This window comes from Salimicrobium album, from assembly GCF_900107115.1.
GTDB classification, from domain to species: Bacteria; Bacillota; Bacilli; order Bacillales; family Halobacillaceae; genus Salimicrobium; species Salimicrobium album.
Genome location: NZ_FNOS01000003.1, coordinates 21,743 through 45,146, shown reverse-complemented (window position 1 = coordinate 45,146; position 23,404 = coordinate 21,743). Strand labels below are relative to the sequence as shown.

Genomic DNA, 23,404 nt, shown 5'->3' with positions numbered 1-23,404 from the left:
GTTCTTCCGGTGACCGGTTCAGTCAAGCCTCTCTCTGAAGTAGCGGAGGGCCAGTCCCGGGGTTTTTTCCGCTTCTTTTATAAGGAAGCGGACGGTAGTACAATATTCCGCATAATTATCCTCATCTGACAGATGTTCGAGAGACGCGTTCATTTTAGCGGGGTCCCACGTTTCTTTTTCGTTATTTACGTCTCCGAGGACCGGCTGCTTCAGTTCTTTCGCGAACGAGTCGATTTTCGGATCGTACGAAATAGCTGCAAACGGAACGAATGCGTTCGCCGCCAGTATGAGCGAATGCAGCCGCATCCCTATGAGGAGGGAGGACGTGGCGATAAGCGCCGCTTTCTCCTCGAGTGACAGATAAGAAGGGCTGATCAATGTTTCCGATTCCATAAGAGCAGCGATTTCCTCCGCAGCTTCGGTGTCCGGAACGCCGTGCATAGAAATAAACAGAATTGTGTACCCTTTCTCTGCAAGATTGTCGAGGAGGGCGGCGAGCCCCTGCCTGTAATCTTTTGATACGGGCCAGTCGCGTAAGCTGACCGTCACGATTTCGGAAGTGAGTTTCTTCTCCTCAAGCCAGGTGCAGGAGGGTGTTGCGAATACGGAGCCGAGAACCGGATCCGGCGAAATCGAAAAAGGTCCCTTCGCTCCGAGTCTGTGAAGAAAATCGAGCGACTCCACGTCTCTCACCGTACCTTCCACGTTCTTCAGAGTTCTCCGGGTCATAAGACGGGAGAGGGGACGTTCGAGCGGGCCCACGCCCTGGCTGTAAAGAAACACAGGTTTATTATAAAGTTTGGCTATACTGACGACAGAAGTGTAATAAATAAGGGTGTTGAGGCTTGTAACATCCTGAAACAGGCTGCCTCCGCCGCTGATCAGTCCGTCTGCCTGACGGATGACCCTGCGGATCTGAGCCATATCCCACCTGTTTACGGCTTCCACCTCGTAGTTACTGCACGTAGTGACGGGGTCGTTGGAGAGGACGGTAAGCCGCACTCCGGGTTCCTGCCGGCGAAGCTGATAAACCATCGCCTGCAGAATAGCCTCATCCCCCGTATTTTGAAAACCGTAGTATCCTGATATGACCAGGTGCATAAATTCTCATCCTTTATTTTCCTTATGGTTTATATTTCACCATTTCCATTTTATCACGAAAAGAACAGGGGAGTAATCATTAAAAGTGATTACTCCCCTGATGCCGGTTATTCAGCGATATTGAGTTTTTCCAGATTCGTTCCATATCGTCCGTTATGGCTGTAAACGAATCCTTTACCGTGATCGACAGGTTTTACACCCGTTTTTCCTGATTCATAGTCTTTCGTCGCAACTTCATACCACGTACCCTCATTCGATGTGTTCACCGTATCAAGAATCTGTACGGTACTTCCTGCTTTCCCGAGCGAGTAAATTTTACTGGCGGAAGTTCTGGCGCTGGTGCGGACGTTCGTGTCCGGCTTCAGTGTTTCCGCCAGAGGAGAAGCACCGAGCTCGCTTTTTACACCATATTTTTTGCTTAAATATTTATCGGCTCTGTACATATGGCCGGCGATTTTCTGTCCCCAGTACGGATCTGAGGCGTAGTAGACGTTCATACCGGAGCTCTTGTTGCCGAGATGAGCTCCGTAGCTCTTCCACGTGTTCTCGAAATAGCCGGGAACGATGAAATCTTCCGCCGCTTCAAGAATACCCGTTTCGAAGTTCTTATAGGAGTAGGCACTTTCGTAAGGAGTGCCGTCTCTCGCTCCTATACCGAAAAGGTTGTTTTTATCCTGGGCGATCCGGCTCTTACCCCAGTTACTCTCATGGATGGCGTGGGCCATCAGGTACAATGCGTTCGTTCCGTGCAGTTTTTCGGCTTTCTTGAAGTCATCACCGGTGCCGATTAGCGGACTGTTCGGCTGTTCGGCGGCGATGAAATTGTCGAGCTGTTCCGCAGTATAGGACGTATCACTGTAAAGAGGGAGGCGGTTGAAATACTGATACGCATCTCCTGCTTTGCTGCCGTTTTCATTCAGAAAAGTGTTGCCATTATAGCTGTAATACTTCCGTCCTTCCCGCATGAAAGAAGGAGCTTTTCCGTATACGTAGGAGCTTCCTGATTTAAGGGATGTATTGTACTTGTAATGGTACAGGTCTCCGTTCTTCGCATAGTAATACGAACGTCCTTCGATCATGGAAGAAGGAACAAGATTGATATCCTCCTGAGCTACATAACCGACCGTGTCGGCAAGTTGGACTTTCGCATAATTTTCGGTAAGGTCAAGCAGTTTCACTTCGACACCCGAGGTGAAGTACGTCAGAGAGCTTGAGAGATTCTTATCTTTGTAAATACTTGTGAAAGTGTTCGAGACGGCTTTCCCGTCTTTGATCCAGGCGACGCTGTTCCCTTTCAGCACGACCTGACCGGAAGAGGCGTTGGAGACAGCCTGGTCGTATGTTTTATAACTCTTATGGATGACCGGCTCTTTGTCTTTGCCAAGCGTGGCCACACTGTAGTTATATTTCTCTTCCGGAGGGTTCAGTACTTTCAGTAATCTGTTGATCACGGCTGCCGTTTCCCCCCTCGTCGTAAGGTCGGAAGGAGCGAAGTAAGAGCCCCCGTTAATTACTTTCCCGTTGATGATTTCCAGTCCCGTAAGAATCTGGACCGCTTCTTTCGCATAAGATCGGATCTTCCCGTTGTCTTTAAACGTCAGAGGTTCCGTTTCCGTAACGATTCCTTTGGATTTGGCTGCATTCATCATAATGACAGCCATATTCTGACGGCTTATTTTCTCGTTGGGTTTAAAAGTACCGCCCGGGTATCCCTGGATCAGTCCTTCGTTGTTGGCGACGAGTATATAAGGGTAATACCATCTGCCCGAATCCACATCGGAAAAAGAAGTTGGATCGAGCGACTGCAGCTCAGTGATGACTTCTTCTGTCACCGGGAGGTCGAGTGCTCTCGTGATGAACGCTGTGAACTGAGCGCGCGTCACCTCAGCTTTTGGTCTATATGTACCGTCCTCGAACCCCTGCATTATTTCTTTATCTATCAGCGATCTCATATCTTCTTCAAAAGGTGACCCTGAGATATCATCCTGCGCGTGCAGGGCCGGGGCCGAAATGGACAGGAGCATCAATAAAGTGACCAGAAAAACAGAAATCTTTTTCATCAAACAAAACTCCTCCTTGTGCTTTTTCGTTCTCTATAATAAACTATCAGATTAGAACACGTTTGAATAGCTAAATTTTAGGAAAAAACAACAATTTTTTAAGTAATCTATATTTTTGACCATTAAACGCTGGTAAACAGGAGTTTTAATGAACTGAAAAGGGAAATAAATACCCGATTTTTGAGTCTTGAAACCGGAAATTTTGTTAATTGGTTAAAAAGTCCTGTTTAATAAACTTAAAATTAATCGATACAACAGATAGTGAGGAAAAATTCTCGTGCTCCGATCATTCGGATCGGAGCGTAAGTAATAAATCAGGAAAAGGGGTTAAGTGAATGAGAGGTAAGGGTTTACGTTATGCTGTCGTCGTCCTCGTCGCTGTTCTGTTGTTGAGTGTGGGAGCAGGTAGTGTGTCAGCCAACACTGTTTCCGGGATTCCGGAGAATTACAGTAAAGAAATAAACTATTTGATTAGTGAGAACATCATCAAAGGGTATCCGGATGGGGATTTCCATGGAGATGACAAAGTTACGAGAGCCCAGGCTGCGGTCATGGTAGGAAGAATGCTCGGACTTCCCGGTGAAAAAAGAAGTACAGATTTCCCTGATGTAGACAAGGGCCTGTACGCTTCCGGATATATACAGTCTGCTAAAGATAAGGGTATCATCACCGGTTTTCCGGAGGGTGACTACCGTCCGAACAAGAGCATGACGAGAGCGGAAATGGCTTACCTGATCGTTAAAGCACTGCGCCTTGAGGCGAAGAGCGACGTTACGTTCACGGACATTCCTAAATCGTCGAAACTCTATGACTATGTGAACAAGCTCAGTACGGCAGGTATTTCAGAAGGGTTTCCTTCTGGAGAATATAAGCCGGACAGAATCATTTCCCGCACAGAATTCTCCCTGTTCGTTGCACGCGGCATGAACAAGGAATTCAAAGTTTCGTCGGGTGCGGAAGAGCCGATGGAAGTGCTTGAAAAGCAGATTGTAACGGCTGATTTCCTGAACGTAAGAAATGGACCTGGATCGAATAACCAGGTCGTCGGCAAAATTTATACGGGGGACATCGTCTCCGTTTATAAGAAAGAAGGCAGCTGGTACTACATTTCTTCCGGCAACATCAAAGGGTATGTGCATTCCGCGTACCTGATGGATAAGCCATCGAAGACGTATAAAGTCGCCATCGACCCGGGGCACGGGGAAAGAGATCCGGGCGCTTCGGCGAATGGCATCGTAGAGAAAGAGCTCGTACTTGATGTGAGTAAGAAAACGCGTAAGTTTCTGGAGAACGCAGGAATGGACGTCGTAATGACGAGACAGTCGGACTGGTACCCTTCCCTGTCAGGCCGGGTAGCTATCGCCGAGCGTAATAACGCTACGGAATTTGTAAGTATTCATGCGAACGCCGCTTCGGAAGGCGCAAATGGTGTAGAGACTTTCTATTACGCAAGCGGTATGTCCAACAGAGAATTCAACAGCTATAAGCTGGCTAAATTCATTAACGAAAGACTCCACAAAGAAATGGATATGACAGACCGTGGAGTCAAAAACGGGAACTTCCACGTCATAAGAGAGACGTCGTTGACGGCTGTCCTTACAGAAATCGGGTTTCTGACGAATAAAGGAGATGCAGGAAAGCTGAAGACCCAGCACTACCGTGAGGCTGCAGCGAGAGCGATTGCGCTTGGAGTCGTGGACTATTATAACTGGAAAGAATAAATGGAATAGAAGCGGACGAACTCTGTCCGTTTCTTTCTGTCGTTTTCCGCTCAGAAGAGCTGGCGGATAGGACAGGAAAAGAAAGGATGGAATGGATGAAGGATATGGGCAGCAAACTCCTGCTCGCAGGCCTTCTGACGCTGATTGCGGCGTTCGGAGGAGCGGTGACGGAGAACGTTTCAGCCGAAAGCAGTTACAGAGTGGTAGTCGGATTCGAAGAGGGCACCTCGGGCAGATACAGAACTGCAGTGGAAGGGGAGCATTTACATACGTACGATTCTCTGAATGCTGTATCTATGAAGATGAACCGTAAACAGATCATCGAGATGCAAAAGAAGCCGGAGGTGGCCTGGGTCGAGTTTGACCAGAGAGTCTCTGTAGCTGCTGAAAGAGAAACGTGGGGCTACAAAGCAACGGAACCGTCGAAGGCAAGAAGCTGGGGCCTTACGGGTGAAGGCGTGAATATTGCAGTCATCGACACGGGAGTAGCCAAAGACCACCCGGATCTCAACGTCCGGGGCGGTGTGAATACGATCGAGGGCTCGACCGGATGGGCGGACGACAATGGCCACGGTACCCACGTTGCGGGCGTACTCAACGCCCAGCCGAACAATAGAGGAACAGTCGGTATAGCTCCCGATGCCGATCTTTATGCTGTCAAAGCCCTGAACAAAGACGGGGACGGCTGGGAAAGTGAAATCATCGCAGGGATCGAGTGGGCTTTCAAAAAAGATGTGGATATCATCAATTTAAGCCTTACGACCTGCAGCTCCTCCATCCCTATGAAGAAAACACTTGAGAAAGCGGAAGAGAAAGGGGTATTAGTTGTTGCCGCCTCCGGCAACAAAACTCCCTGTAACGGAAGATATCTTCCGGACGTCATGTATCCGGCACGCTATGACAGCGTCGTCGGTACGGGAGCGGTGAATGATGAATTCCAGAGAGCTGCTTTCTCCTACGGAGGTAATTCTCTTGACGTAGTCGCCCCGGGCACGGGAGTGTACAGTACGTACGTGGATGCAAAGACAGGGGTGAACGGATACGAATATTTGAACGGTACTTCCATGGCAGCCCCTTTCGTAAGTGGAGTATTCGCTTTGAACAGAGAAGCCTATCCTCATTACACTATCCAGCAGCTCAGGAAAGAAGTTAGAGACCGGGCGAAAGACCTTGGACCAAAAGGAAAAGATAAAGACTTCGGTCACGGCCTTGTCCAGGCTCCGGTCAATCCTTTCAAAGACGTGTCTTCCGGCCGCTGGTACTATGAGCCCGTCCGCAAGCTGTACGTCGATGGGACAGTTACAGGATTTAGAAATGCCACGTTTCGGCCGGATGGGAAGATCAGCCGTCAGGACGTCGTTACGATGCTCGGCAGAACGTTGAATCTGGAGGAAAAAGACTCGAATACCGGATTCCCGGACGTGCAGGAGAATTCGTACAGCGCGGGGTATATATCCGCCGCTGTCGAGAAAGGATTCATCAACGGCTTTCCGGACGGAACGTTCGCTCCGCGTAAAAATATCACCCGCGGCGATATGGCAGTCATGCTGGACCGGGCTTTCCAGTTTCCGGAGGCAGGCAGATCTTATTTCTCGGACGTAAACGGCCGTTACTACACTGAACCTATAAATGCCGCTGCAAAAGCGGGAGTTCTTTCCGGGTACAGGGACGGGACATATCAACCGTCCGAACCTGTAAGCCGTGCGGAACTTGCTAAAGCACTTTACGAATCAAAAGAATACTCATCCAGATAGTTACTCACCAATATTACAAAAGCATTACAATAATGTTAAGAAACTATTAGTATGCAATAATCATCTATTAATAAAATAATAGTATATTATAATGAACAAAGAGCATCATAAAAATTTGAAAAAAAGGGAGTTTTAACCACATGATCAAAAACTTTAATAAGGTTGTTGTGTTCATGGTCTTTGCTGTTCTTTTCACTGTCATACCGATGAAAGAAGCGGACGCTGCCGTTACAGGAATACCGGGCAACTATAAGTCGGAAATCAACTACCTCATCCATAAAAAGGTAATCGCCGGTTACCCGGACGGTCGATTCAGAGGAGATGAAGAAGTAAGCAGACAGCAGGCCGCCACCATGGTCGGCAGGGCTCTCGGTCTGGATAACAGGAAGCGGACGACCGAGTTCCCGGATGTAGATAAGAACTCGTATGCTTCCGGATACATACAGTCTGCCAAGGATAAAGGAATCATCACCGGTTATCCGGATGGCACATTCCGTCCTCAAAATACGATGACGAGGAAAGAAATGGCCTACCTCGTATCCAAAGCTTTCAATTTCTCTAACATGAGCGGGGCCTACTTTACGGATGTCAAAGGGCCCGGTTCCGGCTACAGAGCCGTGAATAAAGTGGCGACAGCAGGAGTAAGTAACGGAACACCGGACGGCAGATTCCTTCCGAACAATAAAATCACAAGAACGGAGTACTCCCTGTTTCTGGCCCGCGCTATGAATAACGACTACCGAGTGGAACGTGATCTCGCGGTACAGGAAGAAAGAATAGTCTCAAGCAGCACTCCCCTTAATGTAAGAACCGGCCCGGGGACTGGATACAAAGTGATTAATCAGTTCAAAACGGGCAGAACCGTCCGTGTCCATAAAAAAGTCGGGAACTGGCTTCAGGTCTCCTATGGAAACACGCTAGGTTTTGTCCATGCAAACTACACGACTTCCGATGTAAGCAGCTCGAGAGTCGTCGCGATTGACGCCGGTCACGGCGGCTGGGACCCGGGTGCTTCCGGACATGGGGTAGTAGAAAAAGAAGTGAACCTGAAAGTATCAAAACTTGTAAGAGACAAACTCGCAGCTTCAGGAGTGAAAGTGGTAATGCCGCGCCGGAATGACACATACATTTCTCTTTCCGGACGAGTGGATTACGCGCAGCGTAATAACGCGGATACGTTCGTAAGTATTCACTCCAACTCTTTTTCGAGTGAAAATGCCTCGGGAGTAGAGACGTATTACTCGGCGGCAGCACTTGGACCGAGAGCATATAAGAGTTATAAACTTTCCCACTTCATTCAGCAACGCCTTGTGAAAGCTATGGATGCTTCCGATCGTGGTGTGAAAGAAGCAGGGTTCCACGTAATCAAGAGAACGACCCTGCCTTCTGCACTTGTCGAGCTTGGATTCGTAACGAACAGAGAAGAAGCCCAGAAACTCGGGTCCTCCTACTGGAGAAACAGAGCGGCAAATGCCGTGTCCCAGGGTATTATTGACTACTACAACTGGGAGGAAAGAAGATAGACGAAAAAAGAGCCTGCAGCTTAGCTGCAGGCTTTTTGTTTGTATATAGAGGAGAGGAGCAGAGACACCTGCTCGCTTTCTAAAACGATATATAACGCTAGAATATGAATAGCGACGTACTGTTCAGATAGCACCGGTGAAAAACGAAACAGAGCCACTAATCCAGAACGTCAAGGTTCCGGTGTTAGTGGCTCTGTCATTTCTCAAATACTGATAAAGCAGTCTTCTGTCGTGAAACAACAGAATCAATCCGTATTAGTTGATAGCATTATAGACGAAAGTGGCGAACTCACTTCTTGAAGTGGTCTTTTTAGGTCGGAATGTATTGTCCTCGTACCCGTTTGTAATAGAATTGGAAGCCAACGCCTGAATGGATTCGTAAGACCAGTTGTTACTGCTCACATCTTTAAAGCCTACTCTTCCGCTGCCGGAGAGGTCGAAAGCCCGCGTCAGCACGGCAGCGATCTCTTCACGTGTCATATGTTCTTCGGGTCTGTATGTTCCATCTTTGTAGCCTTTGATATATCCTCTTGCTGCTACTGCGTTTACGTACTCACTTGACCAACCAGACAAGTCAGAGAATCTGTCTCTCGAAGACGTACCCAGGTTCAGTGCTTCACTGATCATTTTAGCTGCTTCCCCGCGTGTCACGTTCGCTTTCGGGCGGAAGTAACCGTTGTAACCTTCAATGATGCCTTTATCGCTTATGTATGAAATCTTCTTAGCTGCCCAGTAATGATCAGGGACGTCACGGAAATCAGTAATGGTGTTGGAAGAAGTGTGGGACTGGTCTTCTTCGAACACACGACGTGCTCCGCTATAGTTACGTTTCCAGTAGTTGTAGTTAAGAGACGTTACATCAATGTCATCATCAGGGTTTTCCGCAGAAATCATTCTATCGTTACCAATGTAAATGCCTACGTGATAGACGGGTTTACCGAAGAAGACGAGATCGCCCGGTTTCAGATTCGATCGGCTGACATATTTCCCCTGTCTTGCCTGCTGACGGGATGTACGATTCAGTTTGACACCGTTTTTCGCATAGACGTAGCGGGTGAAGCCGGAACAGTCGAAACCGGATGGAGTAGTACCTCCGTAAACGTACGGTGAACCTGAGTATCTGTAAGCTGTATCAATAATACTCTCCGCTTTGCTTTGTGCGGATGAGCCTGGAGCGAATAATAAGAATACTGCTGCAAATGTAAATAAAAAAGCCGCCAGTCGCTTAATCATATGTAAATCCCCCTGTAAAGTTATTTGTTTCAAGCCTAGCATAGGAAGGTTTTAGACAAGTTACAGATTTGTGACAATTGGATTACAAACGTTTGATAGCCTGTTAAATCGGGAACATTTTGGTTCTAACTTTGATGGATTGCTGCTTAGCTCGCCGGTACATGCAACTGATTCCATAAGAAAAGCGTCCACCCGCACGGGGGAGGACGCTTTATTCATTTAGACTCTACTATTATTAGTCAAGAACTTTAACAGTTACGTTGCGACGACCGAAGTCCAGAGCGTCGCTGTTGCTTGGCATGAAGACATCGATACGGTTACCTTTGATTGCGCCACCTACGTCACCGGCGATAGCTGTTCCGTAACCTTCAACCCATACTTTGGATCCGAGTGGGATAACGTCAGGGTCTACAGCGATAACTTTCTGGTTAGGGTTAGCTCTAAGGTCCTGACCTGTTGCAGTTGTACCGCTGCAGCCTGCGCAGTAAGCAGTGTAAGCAGTAGCTTCTGCTGTGAACTGTTTAACGACATCGCCCTGGCTGCTGCTTTCTTCGGAAGAAGCAGAAGAAGATGCAGTCGTGTTGCTTTCTTCGGAAGCTGTGTTATTACTGCTGGATTCGGATTTCACTGCAGTGGATCCGCCAACGGAAAGTTGATCACCAGGGTGAATCAGGTTAGAAGAAAGGTTGTTCCAGGATTTGATCTGGGAAACGCTTGCTCCGTGTTTTTTACCGATGGAGTAGATAGTATCTCCGGATTTAACTGTATACGTGTTCGATTCGCTCGCCTGGTTGCTGCTGCCGTTGTCGGAAGCAGAAGCCTGACCGCTAACTGTAAGAGACTGGTTAGGGAAGATCAGGTTGGAAGAAAGATTGTTCCAGGATTTAAGCTGACTTACAGAAACATTATTTTGCTGGGAGATGCTCCAAAGCGTATCTCCACTATTTACGTTATATTCTTCCGCACTTACAGTAGTCGCGAACGCTCCTGTCAAAGCTGCGGTAGTTGCTAAAGTAATCATTTGTTTTTTCATTTATAATTCCTCCTGTGTGTTTGAAAATTCCGTGTCTCATCTGCACAACCACAATACTAAAGTCATTAAACATTAAAGTTAAGAACAAAACGCTAACATTCGTATTGCAAATCTGACAGTTATATTGCAGTGAAGTTACAAAGGAATAGAAAACCCCGTAATGACGGGGATGAAGTGAAAGAGATTTTCCTGAAAATAAAGGCGAGAAGTAGATAAAATTTCTTGAAATAATGGTTGCATTTCATATTTTTAAGGTTGAAGGAGGTTTTTTTGATAAATCGATCCTCCCTCGGGAAGCTTTTTCTAATCAATATGGTCACGTTAATAACGTGTAATTCAGGAGACATATATAATATAGAAGAAACTCGTCAGGAAATATTAAAGAAATAGTTGCGTGAAAAGTGTGAAAACAACAGTTACCTAGAAGAAACCCGCTTCAAACGTAAAAATATTCAATAATTTACAAAATGCATACTTGTTCTAAATATTGTTATGTTATAATGAAAGTCGGTTTATTTGATTTTTTATGGGAAAGTAGGGGGACAGAATATTATGGAAGAAACTATTTCACTGAAGGAAATTATGAGCGTACTGAAGAAACGGTGGCAGCTGATAGCCGGTTGTGTCGTCGGAGCCATTCTTTTGAGCGCCATTGCTACATTCTTCTTTATGACGCCGACGTATCAGTACTCTTCGGAATTTATCGTCAACCAGGAAAAGAACAATAATCAGCAGCAGGCCGGATACGATATAAATGAAATCAGATCGAGCGTCGAACTTATCAATACATATAACGTCATTATTAAAAGTCCTGCAATTTTAGATGAAGTGAACAATGAACTGGATCTCAACTTAAGCGCCGAACAGCTGGCGAACAAAATAACCGTCTCTAACGCCGAGCAATCCCAGGTCGTTACGGTGGCGGCGACAGATGAATCAGCGGAAACCGCAGCGAACCTTGCGAACGCAACGGTACAGACTTTCGAAGCGAAAATTCCCGATTTAATGAACGTCGATAACGTAAACGTCCTTTCAGAAGCGGAAGCCGGACTCAACCCGTCTCCGGTCAGCCCGAACGCCCCGCTGAACCTTGCTATCGCAGCGGTTGTCGGACTTATGCTGGGAGTAGGAGCGGCATTCCTGCTGGAATATCTCGATACCACGGTTAAAAACACGGATGATCTGGAAGAAGAATTTGGAATGGCAGTTCTGGGATCAGTCTCTACCATTGCACCCGGGGAATCCTCCAGACAGGAAAGAACGAACACGAATACAAGAAGTGTAACGTCAGGACAAAGGAGGGAAAACGTTGGTTCTTAAAAGAAGAAAGCATTCACCTTTAATGAAGAGATCGCTCATTGCCCACGAGAACCCGATGTCTCCGATTTCTGAGCAATACAGAACAATTAGAACGAACCTTGATTTCGCTTCCGTCGACCGCGAATTGCATATGATGACGGTTACCTCTGCCGGGCCTTCCGAAGGAAAATCACTTACGACGGCCAATCTGGCGGTAGTATTTGCACAGCAGGGAAAGAAAGTTCTTCTCGTCGATGCGGATATGAGGAAACCTACCGTCCATTACACGTTCCGTCTTGATAACGTAGCGGGATTGAGTAATTACATAGCGGGGCATGACCATTCCCTGACTAATCTAATTAATGGGAGTCGCGTGGAAAATCTCGACATCATGACGAGCGGTCCGATACCACCGAACCCTTCGGAACTGCTGGGATCGCAGAAAATGAAGGATTTTCTTCAGGAAGTGAAGCAGGAATACGATCTGGTAATATTCGACTCCCCTCCCGTACTTGCAGTTACCGACTCGCAGGTGCTTACTTCCCAGACGAATGGTACGTTACTCGTCGTAAGAAATAAAAGGACGGAGAAGGAAGCCGCAAAAAGAGCGAAGGAGCTGTTGGAGCAGGCAAAGGCGAATGTATTAGGAATGGTGCTGAATGATGTTCCTCAGAAAGAAAGCGGGTATTACGTTTACTACGGTACAGAAAAATAGGAAAGACCAATGCTCTTCTGTAAACATACAGAAGAGTTGTATCTTTTAGGAAGCTTTTGTTAAGGTGAGAGAATAAAGGTTCATCAATTTAGATAGGGAGCGAAGCCGATGATTGATATACATAGTCATATATTGCCTGATGTCGATGATGGAGCCCAGTCGGAACGGGAAAGTCTGGAAATGGCAGAACAGGCCCTTGAGGAAGGAATCCACACGATTGTAGCAACTCCCCATTTCAAAAATGGACATTGGGACAATTCGCGACGCGATATAGAAGCGAAAGTTCATGTCCTTAATCGCTTTTTTGAAGAAAATGAGGTCCCATTAAAGGTTTTGCCAGGGCAGGAAACGCGTATTAACGGGGATATGCTCGCAGACATTGATAACCAGGAAGTACTTACTATTAACCATAGCCAGTATGTTTTTGTGGAATTCTCTTCAGATTCAGTGCCGAGATACACCAGTCAATTGCTGTATGATCTACAGTTGAAAGGATACAAACCGATTATTGTTCATCCGGAACGGAACAGCTACCTGCAGGAAAAGCCTTCCGTTCTTCATGATTTCATACAGCAGGGCGCCTATGCTCAGCTGACTGCCGGAAGTCTGATCGGGAGTTTCGGCAAAGAGGTGAAAAAGTTCAGTGAACAATTACTGGAAGCGAAGCTCATTCACCTGATTGCATCAGATGCCCACAACGTGAAGCACCGGCCGTTTCATATGAAAGAAGCCTTTGAAAGAATCGAGAAACTGTATGGACCGGAAACAAGGGAAGCATTTCTGGACAATGCCCGGTTTGTAGTAGATGATGAACCGTTATTCGCTGAACCGCCGGAACATGTGAGGAAGAAAAAAAGATTCGGTCTCTTTTAGAGATAAATGAACCCTCTGGCCACATTAATAAGGTCAGGGGGTTCAGTAGTGTCGATAAAAAGCGTCCGTTTTATTGAATTGGTGAATAATTCGTAGACTTCACCTGTCTTATACAAAAATATGTAATTACAGTGTGGTTTACTAAAAGGCGGTGTTGCCAGTAAAGGAAAGTATTGTTAAACTTATAAAGTAATTCTAAACAGATATATTATAATGAAGAAAAATGAATCCATTATGGAATTACTGTGGTTCATATATGGATGGAAACTGAGATATCTTTACAATTTTGCTTCACCACTAAATAATGTGCACATTTGAATTTGTTCTTCATAGTAGCTAATACATAAGAAAGTAGGAGTTCTCATGGTCATGACGAAAAATCGGAGATTGTTGCTGTTAATTACAATAGATTCATTAATTGTGACGTTCTCTATCTACATGTCACATTTCTTCCTCAACCCTTATTTCCACGTCTTTAATCGAATCGTATTTGTCACTTCCCTCATGCTCCTTGTAACCCACCACCTCTTTTCCTGGACGCTTGGCATGTATAGAAAGAAATGGCGCTATGCCAATATGGAAGAACTTCTAGGTCTTACTACCGTTGTATCATCTTCTGTATTATCAACAGCCATTCTCCAGTTCGGATTGTTCGGAACTGTATACGAGCGGGCGTTGATCGTTACTTGGATGCTCCATATTCTCATGATCGGCGGAGTCAGATATTTATGGAGATACTACAATACGTACGGCCTTACTCTCAACCCGGGTCTTAGAAAAGTTAAACTCATGAAAAATAACCCGGAAGCCAGGCGCACGGTTATTATAGGGGCAGGATCAGCAGGACAGATGCTCGCTAATCAGATGAGAGGCAATGGTGATACGAGTGTCAATCTCATCGGGTTTATCGATGATGATCCATTCATACAGAAAATGTCTATAGCTTCCGTTCCTGTTCTTGGCCGGGTGAAAGATATGGAAAAGGTGGTCAATAATAAAGAAATCGACCACGCTGTAATCGCTATGCCTTCCGTAGACCGCTCACGCATACGGGAAGTCATTAAACAGGTTCAGCCTCACGTTAAAAGTGTACAGACGTTGCCGATGATTGAGGACATTGCTTCCGGAAAGGTTTCTGTCAGTCATATCCGTGATGTTTCCATTGAGGATTTGCTGGGGCGTGAACCTGTTGAACTGGACACCGATTCCATTAATGAAGAAATTACCGGGCAGACAATCCTTATCACAGGGGCAGGCGGCTCCATCGGTTCTGAAATCTGCCGCCAGCTCGTCAATTTTAAACCGAAGCGATTAGTGCTTCTGGGTCACGGAGAATTCAGCATTTATAACATTCATATGGAATTGTCCAACCTTGACCTTGAGACAGAGGTCATTCCGGTTATTGCAGATGTACAGGACCGCGACCGCATCCATCAGGTGATGAAAGAGTACAAGCCGCAGTATGTGTATCACGCAGCGGCGCACAAGCACGTACCTCTTATGGAAGCGAACCCGAAAGAAGCGGTGAAGAACAATGTCATCGGAACGAAAAATGTTGCCGAAGCAGCAGACAAGGCCCGGGTCAAAACATTCGTACTCGTCTCCACAGATAAGGCGGTCAATCCGACAAATGTGATGGGGGCAACCAAACGTTTAGCGGAAATGGTCATCCAGTCCCTGAACCCGGAAAGCAAAACGGAATACGTAGCCGTCCGGTTCGGAAACGTCCTCGGCAGCCGCGGCAGTGTCATTCCACTCTTCAAAAAACAGATTGAAGCAGGCGGACCGATTACCGTAACAGACCCTAGGATGACTCGCTACTTCATGACAATTCCGGAAGCATCGAGACTCGTGCTTCAAGCAGGAGCACTGGCCAGAGGTGGAGAAATCTTCGTCCTCGACATGGGTGAACCGGTCAAAATCGTAGATCTTGCGAAGAATCTCATTTACCTCTCAGGCTTTACGGAAGAAGAGATCCCGATCGAATTCTCTGGCATCCGTCCCGGGGAGAAAATGTATGAAGAACTGCTGGGAGACAACGAAGTACACCCGGAGCAGATTTACCCAAAAATCTATATCGGTAAAAATAACTCGATCACGAACGAAAATATTCGTGAGATTGCCGAACATGAACTAATCTACCTGAGAACAGAACAGATTCCTAAAAGAGTGTTCAATCTAATTACCGCAAAAGAAAATCAAGCCGTGTCGCACGGTTGAAGGAGCGATTATCATGAACAAACAGGTGAAGAAAGCTATCATTCTGGCAGCCGGTCTCGGCACGCGCTTCCTCCCTGCGACGAAAGCGATGCCGAAGGAAATGCTTCCAATCGTCGATAAACCGACGATACAATATATCGTTGAAGAAGCAATCGAATCCGGAATCGAAGACATCATTATTGTAACCGGTAAGGGAAAAAGAGCTATTGAAGATCACTTTGATAAGAATGTTGAGCTCGAAGACAATCTGTACCAAAAAGAAAAGTATGATCTTCTGGATAAAGTGAACGCCACTTCGAACGTGGATATCCACTACATAAGGCAAAAAGAACCCAAAGGTCTAGGTCATGCGGTATGGACAGCACGTAAATTCATTGGTGACGAACCTTTCGCTGTTCTACTTGGTGACGACATCGTCCGCGCAGAGAAACCCTGCCTGGAACAATTAATTGATGAGTACAAAAAGACACTTTCTTCTGTAATAGGGGTACAAACTGTTCCTGATGAAGATACGCATAGGTATGGTATCATCGATCCGTTAGATAATGATGAGCGTCTGTACCAAGTGAAAAACTTCGTTGAGAAACCAAAGCAAGGAGAGGAATTCTCAAATCTTGTAATTATGGGACGTTATGTTCTGACTCCTGAAATCTTCATGTACCTCGATAAGCAGGAGAAGGGCCCTGGTAATGAAATACAACTTACAGATGCTATTCAAAATCTGAACCGTATTCAAAGAGTCTTCGCTTATGATTTCGAAGGTGACCGTTGCGATGTAGGCCAGAAAAACGGTTTTGTCAAAACGACAATCGAATTATCACTGGAACAAGGAGGATTGAAAGACGACTTGCGGGATTGTATACAAAAGGTTATGAAAGAGCAGCTAAGTACAAATGTATAGGTTGCTTCTCGGGATCGGGAATGGAAGAAACTCGTTTTCAACTTTGAAATATAAATTTGATTATTAGTAGTCATTTGGTTGTCAAAACCATCTCAGTACTAATTATCTGATAAAATACAGGGAGTAGATGTAAAAAAGATGTATATGAAAATAAAACGGAGCTCAGATATCGTCCTTTCAGCTGCAGGGCTAATAATATTGTCACCAGTATTTATAGGTCTGATTGTTGGAATCAAGCTCGATACAAAAGGCCCCGTACTATTTAAGCAAAAAAGAGTAGGCATTCACAAAAATTATTTTGAGATTTATAAATTCCGCACGATGCGTATTGATACGCCTAAGGATACTCCTACGCATCTATTAGAAAATCCAGAGCAGCACATCACTAAGATGGGGAAGTTTCTTAGGAAAACCTCATTAGATGAATTGCCGCAGCTTCTAAATACCCTGTCAGGGAAAATGAGCGTGATCGGACCAAGACCTGCCCTTTGGAACCAATATGATCTTATCGCTGAGCGTGATAAATACGGTGCTAATGATGTGCAGCCAGGTTTAACTGGATGGGCGCAGATTAATGGAAGAGATGAACTCCCTATCGATGTGAAAGCCAGGTTGGATGGGGAATACGTTAAGAGATTAGGGTTAGTTATGGATCTCAAGTGCTTCTTTGGAACTTTCATCAGTGTGTTTAAGAGTGATGGGGTAGTTGAAGGAGATACTAGTAAAGATCATAAATAATCAATCAAAGAGAGGTGAGTAAATGTTATTAGTCACAGGGATTACAGGGCATACAGGGAGATATTTTTTACAAGAACTTATTGATCATAAATATGAAGGCCCAATCCGTTGTATCCTTAGAAAAACATCTGATACTTCAATGTTGGATCAAAGCGGTTTAGATATTGAAAAAGTTTACGGTGATCTGAATGATGAAGAATTTATAAATAAGTCCATGATTGGTATAGATGATATCTTGCATATATATAATATTCATCATTCTCCAGCCATTGTAAAAGTAGCAATTAATAATAATGTGAAACGAGCAATTTTGGTACATACTACGGGGGTGTATTCTAATTTCAAACATGCTTCTCAAAATTATAAAGATATTGAAAAGAAAGTATCCGAAATGACTTCACCTGCAAAATGTCCAACTAAAATTACGATTCTTAGACCGACGATGATCTATGGCGATTTGTGCGACAGTAACATAAGTAAGTTCATTAAGATGGTCGATAAAATGAGGATCATGCCAGTTATAAATGAAGGAAGAAGTTTAATTCAACCTGTTAATGCAAGAGATTTAGGTAAAGCTTATTATAAAGTGTTGACATTGCCTGATCAGACAGCCGGCAAAGTTTATGATTTGTCAGGTGATAAACCTCTGAGAATGATTGAAGCTTTCAAAATGATAAGTGCTAATTTAAATAAGAAAACACTTTTCATAAGTGTTCCACTTAAATTAGGTGTATTTTTGGCGAAAGTTATAAAAGCAATAACCTTCGGAAAAATAGATTATATAGAAAGGATTCAAAGGATGGGTGAAGATAGAAGTTATCTACATAGCAAAGCCGAGACCGATTTTAATTATAATCCCATGACTTTTGAAGAAGGAATTAAAATAGAAGTCGACCAGTACTTATCTAATCAAATATGAAATGAAAGCAGGATTGACAAATGAAAATAGCTGTCCTATCAAGCCATACGTCATCACTCTTTTGGTTTCGTATGGATATGATGAAAGACTTTATAAAACAAGGTCACTCTGTAATAGCTGTTGGGTCTGAGCTCGAAGCAGAGTGGAGAAGTAAGTTTGAAGAAAACGGAATTCAGTATAAACAACTTTTCGTAGAACGTAATGGTATCAATCCATTCAAGGATCTAAGGACCTACCGAGAACTTAAGAAATTTATGAAAGAAGAGAAACCGGATAAAGTGTTTGCATATCAAGCGAAAACAGTTGTTCATGGATGTTTGGCAGCAAAAGCTAATAATATTAAAGAAGTTTATCCTCTGATAGCCGGACTAGGTTCAATTTTTAGGGGCACCGGAATTAAGAATAAAATTATCAAGACAGTTATGAAGGTTGAATATCGTTTAGCCTGCAATGCGAGTAAAAAAGTGTTTTTTCAAAACAATGACGATATGAATGAGTTTATTAATAATGGACTTGTACAGAAGGAAAAAGTTGTAATTATTAATGGCTCAGGTGTAAACCTCAAAAAATTCCAACCAGAACCATTACCTGTTACTCCGACATTTTTGTTTATCGGTAGATTAATCAAAGATAAAGGTGTGGTGGAGTATTTGAAAGCCTGTAAAAGAATTAAAGTTAACTATCCTGAAGTAAGATGTATACTTGTAGGACCTTTTGATAGTAATCCATCCTCCATACAACCGGATGAACTTCAGCCGTATATAGATAATGACGTCATAGAGTATGTTGGAGAAAAGACTGACGTAAGGCCTTATTTAAAACAATGTACTACATATATACTACCTTCTTATCATGAAGGGACACCCAAGACCGTCCTTGAAGCGATGGCAACAGGACGTTCAATTATAACTTCTGATGCGCCCGGCTGTAGAGAAACAGTAACAGATGGGTATAATGGCTTCCTAATACCAGTCAAAGATGTCAATAGTTTAGTTGATAAAATGGAAATTCTAATAAATGATCAAGAGAAAAATCAAATCATAGCAAAAAACAGTTTGAAATTAGCTAAAGAAAAATATGATGTTAAGTTAATAAATAGTAATATTATGAAAACAATGGGTATATTATGATGAGAAGGAGTATTAAAAATGAACTTATACGATGAACTTCAAAATAAAAATGAAAAAATCTCACTCATAGGACTCGGCTATGTCGGCATGCCGATTGCAGTTGCGTTTGCAAGAAAGACAGACGTTATTGGTTTTGATATTAGCGAAGAGAAAGTTAATTTGTATAAACAAGGGATCGACCCGACAGAAGAAGTTGGTGACGAAGAGATAAAGCAGACAACGGTTGAATTCACTTCAAACGCGGAAGATTTGCAAAGAGCCAAATTCCATATTGTTGCTGTTCCAACTCCTGTAAATGTCGATCACACACCAGATTTAATACCTGTAAAAGGGGCGAGTCGTACACTAGGTAAGCACTTGACGAAAGGGTCGATTGTGGTATTTGAATCAACAGTGTACCCTGGTGTTACTGAAGATGTCTGTATTCCGATTCTCGAAGAAGAATCAGGATTGACTTGCGGAGTTGATTTCAAGGTAGGTTATTCTCCTGAACGGATTAACCCGGGGGATAAACTCCATCGACTTGAAAATATCGTAAAAGTCGTTGCTAGTACGGATGAGGAATCGCTGGACATCATTGCGAAGGTGTATGAATTAGTTGTGGAGGCGGGTGTGTATCGGGCAGAGAGTATTCAGGTTGCTGAAGCGGCCAAGGTCATTGAAAATGCCCAAAGAGATATAAATATTGCCTTTATGAATGAATTGGCAATTATTTTTAATAAAATGGAAATCGATACAAATGCCGTACTAAAAGCTGCTGGGACCAAGTGGAATTTTTTGAATTTTTTCCCAGGTCTCGTTGGTGGCCACTGTATAGGGGTGGACCCTTACTATCTTACGTATAAAGCTGAACAGTTGGGTTATCATTCCCAGATTATTCTTTCAGGTCGTAAAATTAATGATGACATGGGTAAATATATTGCGGAGAATACTGTGAAGCAGCTCATTCAGGCAGATAAAAAAGTCAAAGGTGCTCACGTGGCAATTTTAGGCTTTACCTTCAAAGAGAATACACCAGATGTTCGAAATACGAGGGTTATTGATATCGTAACTGAGCTAACGGAAGCTTATGGGGTTAAAGTCTCTGTAGTTGATCCTATTGCGAATCAGGAAGATATGCGGGATGAATACCAGCTCCAAGTTAAGAAGATTTCAGAGGTGAAAGATATGGATGCTGTGATTATTGCAGTGGCACATCAGGAATTTAAAGAACTGAACTTTGATCACTTCAAAAAAATGCATTCAGAAAATGATAAGAATGTTATTATTGATGTTAAAGGCATGCTGGATCGTGAAGAAATGAGTGAGCAAGATCGCTACTGGCAGTTGTAAGTGAATAAAGTAAATATAATGTTGTATTTTTTTAATTAACTGACTTGAAGGAGTTTTACTATGCCATCAAACGAAATTAAATTCCCTGAAAATTCAATTTTCCTTGTTACCGGTTGTGCCGGATTTATCGGATCGAACTTAGTAGAAGCATTGCTTAATATGGGGTATCAAGTAAAAGGATTAGATAACCTATCAAATGGTGAACAGAAAAATGTAGATGAATTTATCCATCATCCACAATTCGAATTTATCAAAGGGGATATTACTGATTTCAACACCTGCCTGAACGCAACAATAGATGTTGATTATGTCCTTCACCAAGCAGCTTGGGGCAGTGTTCCTAGAAGTATCGAAATGCCAAAATTTTATGAAGAGGTTAATATAAAGGGCACTTTGAATATGATGGAAGCTGCACGACAAAATTTAGCGAAAAAATTTGTTTATGCATCCAGCTCATCTGTATATGGAGATGAACCCAATCTCCCCAAACGAGAAGGCAGAGAAGGAAATGTTCTATCTCCCTATTCACTAACCAAAAAAGTGAACGAAGAATATGGACGACTTTATAAAGAACTTTATGATTTAGATACCTATGGCATGCGTTATTTTAACGTATTTGGACGAAGACAAAATCCAAATGGTTCTTATGCAGCGGTTATACCGAAGTTCATTAAACAAATACTAAATGATGAACAACCAACGATTAACGGCGATGGGAACCAAAGCAGAGATTTCACGTATATCGAAAATGTAATCCAGGCGAACCTGAAAGCTTGTATGGCGTGTTCATCCGCAGGGGGTGAAGCGTACAACATTGCCTATGGTGGACGCGAATTTCTTACTGATATTTACGAAGGGTTATGTCAAGCCCTTGAGAAAGAAATCGAACCGAAATTTGGACCAGAGCGTGCCGGAGATATCCGGCATAGTAATGCGGATATTAGCAAGGCACAAAAGAGTCTTGGCTATAAACCCCAATGGAGTTTCGAGAAAGGAATTGAAGAAGCAATTTGTTGGTATAAAGATAATTTATAAGAGTATGTGAGGTTTATAATATGAAAAAGGTTATCCATATAATTACAGGCTTAGGAAGTGGCGGAGCTGAAAATATGCTCTATAAATTAGTGAAATATTCAAATAGAAGTCTATACCACCATGAAGTCATCTCTTTGGTGAGTGAAGGGGTAATGGAAAAAAGAATAAAAGCGGAAGGGATCACAGTCCATTCTATAAATTTAAGTAAAAAAAATCTATTCCGATCTTTATTAAAAGTTAGAGAAATTTGTAAAAATTTTGATATAATTAACACTTGGTTATATCACGCAGATTTTTTTGGTTTCATAGTAGCAAAGATATTATTATCTAATAAGAAGCTTATTTGGAATATAAGGCATAGTAATTTGGATAAACATGCAAACAAGTCATTGACTTTAAAAATAATGAAGATGAATTCTTTATTGTCTAGATATGTTAATTGTATAACTTTTAATTCAAATGAAGCGTTATTAAACCATGTGAAGGTGGGATACGCAGAAGAAAAATCCTTAGTAATTCCAAATGGGTTTGAACTGGATAAGTTCAAATTTAATCAAGAAGACAGAATGAAAGTTAGGAAAGGCCTATCATTACATGAAAATGACAAGGTATTTATAACTGTGGGTAGATGGCATGTTCAAAAAGACTATCATACACTAATGAAAGCGCTACATGAATTAAAATTAAAAAAAGTTGAATTTAAATTTTTAATGGTAGGTACGAATTTGGAGAATTCAAATAAAGAGTTAGTGGCACTTATTACAAAGTATAATTTAATAAATGATGTTTTTTTATTAGGGAGAAGAAACGATATTCCAGCCTTACTATCAGCTGCAGATGTGTATGTCTCTTCATCAATTGGTGAAAGTTTTTCTAATGCAATTGGTGAAGCGATGGCTTCGGAGTTACATTGTGTTGTGACAGACGTTGGTGATTCTAAAATGATGATTGGAGAAACGGGGAAAATTGTAAATCCAAGAGATCACTTTAATATGGCTCTAGAATTAATGTATTTTATAAATAGACCTGAAATTGAAAGAAATAGAGATGCAAGGGAGCGAGTAATTGAGAGATATGAAGTGCAGTCAGTAGTTAACAGGTTAGACGGAAATTTCTCTAAAATATAGCTTTGGATTATCAACATCAAACTAGATTATATGTCTCGTGGAGTTGGGAATTATAATTCCAGTAAATATAATCGAACAGAGCAAGTTTCGTTTCCTGAAAGTTCTCACATCTATGGTAGCATATAAATTCGGTTTTCAGCACCTCATTTGTAGCTTTCGCAACAATATTGTCATAAAGGCATCCTTTCAGGACAAACAAACTATCAATACCGAAGGTATCAAGTTATTAAATTGGCTTGGTTTTGGAATTCATTCCCTTCGTAAGTGTATGAATGAGTTCCACGTCCTTCAAGCCGCTCTGAAGCAAAGCGAACGCCCCTTGGCTATGAAAGGTGCGCATCCCTTTTGACATTGGTACTGTAATGAAGAATTTCGCGATTATATAAATTAAGAATCGCACAAATATAATTCCATGTCGTCCCTGCACGCACATACTTCTGATCCTTGATGACAATTTCACAGGTCTGATTCTGGTCGAATTTATAATTCGAAGTATGTTGCTCCTGGTCAAAATCGTTGCATATACTTTCCTTCAGTTTGAAATGCTCCAAGAGGCACTTGGATGTAAAGCCTTGCTCTTTTATGAGGCGACCAATGGGGCAGCGAGAGACTTGTCCTCTTCTTTAGTAAAGTTCACACTTGATTTTCCGAATTGTACCGACTCGTCTGCTTCAGTGAAAGATATCCACA

The 23,404-nt window shown here is 43.2% G+C and carries 19 protein-coding genes; 14 read left to right on the top strand and 5 right to left on the bottom strand.

Annotated elements, in window-relative coordinates:
* Positions 1 to 18 precede the first annotated feature (18 nt).
* Both csaB and BLU03_RS06325 read right to left on the bottom strand, forming a co-directional pair.
* Positions 19 to 1,101, bottom strand: a complete 1,083-nt coding sequence (gene csaB, locus BLU03_RS06330) for a polysaccharide pyruvyl transferase CsaB (RefSeq protein ID WP_093106470.1) — start codon at positions 1,099 to 1,101, stop codon at positions 19 to 21.
* 107 nt (positions 1,102 to 1,208) lie between these two features.
* Positions 1,209 to 3,161, bottom strand: coding sequence for an S-layer homology domain-containing protein (locus BLU03_RS06325; protein ID WP_093106467.1), 1,953 nt, complete (start codon positions 3,159 to 3,161; stop codon positions 1,209 to 1,211).
* 335 nt (positions 3,162 to 3,496) lie between these two features.
* On the opposite strand from BLU03_RS06325, the gene BLU03_RS06320 reads away from it, so the two are divergent.
* From BLU03_RS06320 to BLU03_RS06310, 3 genes are all read left to right on the top strand, one after another.
* The gene (locus tag BLU03_RS06320) at positions 3,497 to 4,882 is read left to right on the top strand and encodes an N-acetylmuramoyl-L-alanine amidase (RefSeq protein WP_093106465.1); all 1,386 of its coding nucleotides are present in this window, start codon (positions 3,497 to 3,499) and stop codon (positions 4,880 to 4,882) included.
* 86 nt (positions 4,883 to 4,968) lie between these two features.
* Positions 4,969 to 6,636, top strand: coding sequence for a S8 family peptidase (locus BLU03_RS06315; protein ID WP_093106462.1), 1,668 nt, complete (start codon positions 4,969 to 4,971; stop codon positions 6,634 to 6,636).
* Between the two features lie 140 nt (positions 6,637 to 6,776).
* The gene (locus BLU03_RS06310; protein ID WP_093106460.1) at positions 6,777 to 8,159 is read left to right on the top strand and encodes an N-acetylmuramoyl-L-alanine amidase; all 1,383 of its coding nucleotides are present in this window, start codon (positions 6,777 to 6,779) and stop codon (positions 8,157 to 8,159) included.
* A 255-nt stretch (positions 8,160 to 8,414) separates the two neighbouring features.
* Here BLU03_RS06310 and BLU03_RS06305 read toward each other — a convergent pair whose 3' ends face one another.
* Together BLU03_RS06305 and BLU03_RS06300 are read right to left on the bottom strand one after the other, a co-directional pair.
* Positions 8,415 to 9,392 carry a C40 family peptidase gene (locus BLU03_RS06305; protein WP_093106456.1) on the bottom strand — a complete coding sequence of 326 codons (978 nt, stop codon included), beginning with the start codon at positions 9,390 to 9,392 and terminating at the stop codon, positions 8,415 to 8,417.
* Positions 9,393 to 9,627: 235 nt separating this feature from the next.
* Positions 9,628 to 10,425: a LysM peptidoglycan-binding and 3D domain-containing protein gene (locus BLU03_RS06300; RefSeq protein ID WP_093106454.1), complete on the bottom strand. Its 798-nt coding sequence runs from the start codon at positions 10,423 to 10,425 to the stop codon at positions 9,628 to 9,630.
* A 552-nt stretch (positions 10,426 to 10,977) separates the two neighbouring features.
* On the opposite strand from BLU03_RS06300, the gene BLU03_RS06295 reads away from it, so the two are divergent.
* The 11 genes from BLU03_RS06295 to BLU03_RS06245 all read left to right on the top strand — a co-directional run bounded on the left by BLU03_RS06295 (position 10,978) and on the right by BLU03_RS06245 (position 22,714).
* Positions 10,978 to 11,745, top strand: coding sequence for a YveK family protein (locus tag BLU03_RS06295; RefSeq protein WP_076571727.1), 768 nt, complete (start codon positions 10,978 to 10,980; stop codon positions 11,743 to 11,745).
* Positions 11,735 to 12,439 (top strand): CpsD/CapB family tyrosine-protein kinase, encoded by a 705-nt coding sequence (locus tag BLU03_RS06290; RefSeq protein ID WP_407690266.1) that lies wholly within the window; start codon positions 11,735 to 11,737, stop codon positions 12,437 to 12,439. Before BLU03_RS06295 ends, BLU03_RS06290 begins: the two co-directional genes overlap by 11 nt.
* 108 nt (positions 12,440 to 12,547) lie before the next feature.
* Positions 12,548 to 13,312 carry a tyrosine-protein phosphatase gene (locus tag BLU03_RS06285; RefSeq protein ID WP_093106451.1) on the top strand — a complete coding sequence of 255 codons (765 nt, stop codon included), beginning with the start codon at positions 12,548 to 12,550 and terminating at the stop codon, positions 13,310 to 13,312.
* Between the two features lie 369 nt (positions 13,313 to 13,681).
* Positions 13,682 to 15,532 (top strand): polysaccharide biosynthesis protein, encoded by a 1,851-nt coding sequence (locus tag BLU03_RS06280; RefSeq protein ID WP_093106449.1) that lies wholly within the window; start codon positions 13,682 to 13,684, stop codon positions 15,530 to 15,532.
* Between the two features lie 13 nt (positions 15,533 to 15,545).
* Complete coding sequence (galU, locus tag BLU03_RS06275) at positions 15,546 to 16,433, top strand: UTP--glucose-1-phosphate uridylyltransferase GalU (RefSeq protein WP_093106446.1); 888 nt, start codon at positions 15,546 to 15,548, stop codon at positions 16,431 to 16,433.
* Positions 16,434 to 16,571: 138 nt separating this feature from the next.
* A complete protein-coding gene (locus BLU03_RS06270) occupies positions 16,572 to 17,171 on the top strand; it encodes a sugar transferase (protein ID WP_093106444.1) in 600 nt (199 codons plus the stop codon).
* Positions 17,172 to 17,193: 22 nt separating this feature from the next.
* Positions 17,194 to 18,090 (top strand): NAD(P)H-binding protein, encoded by an 897-nt coding sequence (locus BLU03_RS06265; RefSeq protein WP_093106441.1) that lies wholly within the window; start codon positions 17,194 to 17,196, stop codon positions 18,088 to 18,090.
* Between the two features lie 20 nt (positions 18,091 to 18,110).
* The gene (locus tag BLU03_RS06260; protein WP_093106438.1) at positions 18,111 to 19,220 is read left to right on the top strand and encodes a glycosyltransferase family 4 protein; all 1,110 of its coding nucleotides are present in this window, start codon (positions 18,111 to 18,113) and stop codon (positions 19,218 to 19,220) included.
* A gap of 18 nt (positions 19,221 to 19,238) precedes the next feature.
* Complete coding sequence (locus BLU03_RS06255; protein WP_093106435.1) at positions 19,239 to 20,552, top strand: nucleotide sugar dehydrogenase; 1,314 nt, start codon at positions 19,239 to 19,241, stop codon at positions 20,550 to 20,552.
* Positions 20,553 to 20,612: 60 nt separating this feature from the next.
* Positions 20,613 to 21,587 (top strand): SDR family oxidoreductase, encoded by a 975-nt coding sequence (locus tag BLU03_RS06250; RefSeq protein ID WP_093106432.1) that lies wholly within the window; start codon positions 20,613 to 20,615, stop codon positions 21,585 to 21,587.
* Positions 21,588 to 21,607: 20 nt separating this feature from the next.
* The gene (locus tag BLU03_RS06245; protein WP_093106430.1) at positions 21,608 to 22,714 is read left to right on the top strand and encodes a glycosyltransferase; all 1,107 of its coding nucleotides are present in this window, start codon (positions 21,608 to 21,610) and stop codon (positions 22,712 to 22,714) included.
* A gap of 16 nt (positions 22,715 to 22,730) precedes the next feature.
* On the opposite strand, the gene BLU03_RS13890 is transcribed toward BLU03_RS06245, so the two are convergent.
* The gene (locus tag BLU03_RS13890) at positions 22,731 to 22,856 is read right to left on the bottom strand and encodes an IS3 family transposase (protein ID WP_407690269.1); all 126 of its coding nucleotides are present in this window, start codon (positions 22,854 to 22,856) and stop codon (positions 22,731 to 22,733) included.
* Positions 22,857 to 23,404: the final 548 nt, after the last annotated feature.

Bases quoted from the DNA above. Each gene is read 5' to 3' on its own strand.
- csaB (WP_093106470.1), bottom strand. From the start codon at position 1,101: ATGCACCTGGTCATATCAGGATACTACGGTTTTCAAAATACGGGGGAT.
- BLU03_RS06325 (WP_093106467.1), bottom strand. From the start codon at position 3,161: ATGAAAAAGATTTCTGTTTTTCTGGTCACTTTATTGATGCTCCTGTCC.
- BLU03_RS06320 (WP_093106465.1), top strand. From the start codon at position 3,497: ATGAGAGGTAAGGGTTTACGTTATGCTGTCGTCGTCCTCGTCGCTGTT.
- BLU03_RS06315 (WP_093106462.1), top strand. From the start codon at position 4,969: ATGGAATGGATGAAGGATATGGGCAGCAAACTCCTGCTCGCAGGCCTT.
- BLU03_RS06310 (WP_093106460.1), top strand. From the start codon at position 6,777: ATGATCAAAAACTTTAATAAGGTTGTTGTGTTCATGGTCTTTGCTGTT.
- BLU03_RS06305 (WP_093106456.1), bottom strand. From the start codon at position 9,392: ATGATTAAGCGACTGGCGGCTTTTTTATTTACATTTGCAGCAGTATTC.
- BLU03_RS06300 (WP_093106454.1), bottom strand. From the start codon at position 10,425: ATGAAAAAACAAATGATTACTTTAGCAACTACCGCAGCTTTGACAGGA.
- BLU03_RS06295 (WP_076571727.1), top strand. From the start codon at position 10,978: ATGGAAGAAACTATTTCACTGAAGGAAATTATGAGCGTACTGAAGAAA.
- BLU03_RS06285 (WP_093106451.1), top strand. From the start codon at position 12,548: ATGATTGATATACATAGTCATATATTGCCTGATGTCGATGATGGAGCC.
- BLU03_RS06280 (WP_093106449.1), top strand. From the start codon at position 13,682: ATGACGAAAAATCGGAGATTGTTGCTGTTAATTACAATAGATTCATTA.
- galU (WP_093106446.1), top strand. From the start codon at position 15,546: ATGAACAAACAGGTGAAGAAAGCTATCATTCTGGCAGCCGGTCTCGGC.
- BLU03_RS06270 (WP_093106444.1), top strand. From the start codon at position 16,572: ATGTATATGAAAATAAAACGGAGCTCAGATATCGTCCTTTCAGCTGCA.
- BLU03_RS06265 (WP_093106441.1), top strand. From the start codon at position 17,194: ATGTTATTAGTCACAGGGATTACAGGGCATACAGGGAGATATTTTTTA.
- BLU03_RS06260 (WP_093106438.1), top strand. From the start codon at position 18,111: ATGAAAATAGCTGTCCTATCAAGCCATACGTCATCACTCTTTTGGTTT.
- BLU03_RS06255 (WP_093106435.1), top strand. From the start codon at position 19,239: ATGAACTTATACGATGAACTTCAAAATAAAAATGAAAAAATCTCACTC.
- BLU03_RS06250 (WP_093106432.1), top strand. From the start codon at position 20,613: ATGCCATCAAACGAAATTAAATTCCCTGAAAATTCAATTTTCCTTGTT.
- BLU03_RS06245 (WP_093106430.1), top strand. From the start codon at position 21,608: ATGAAAAAGGTTATCCATATAATTACAGGCTTAGGAAGTGGCGGAGCT.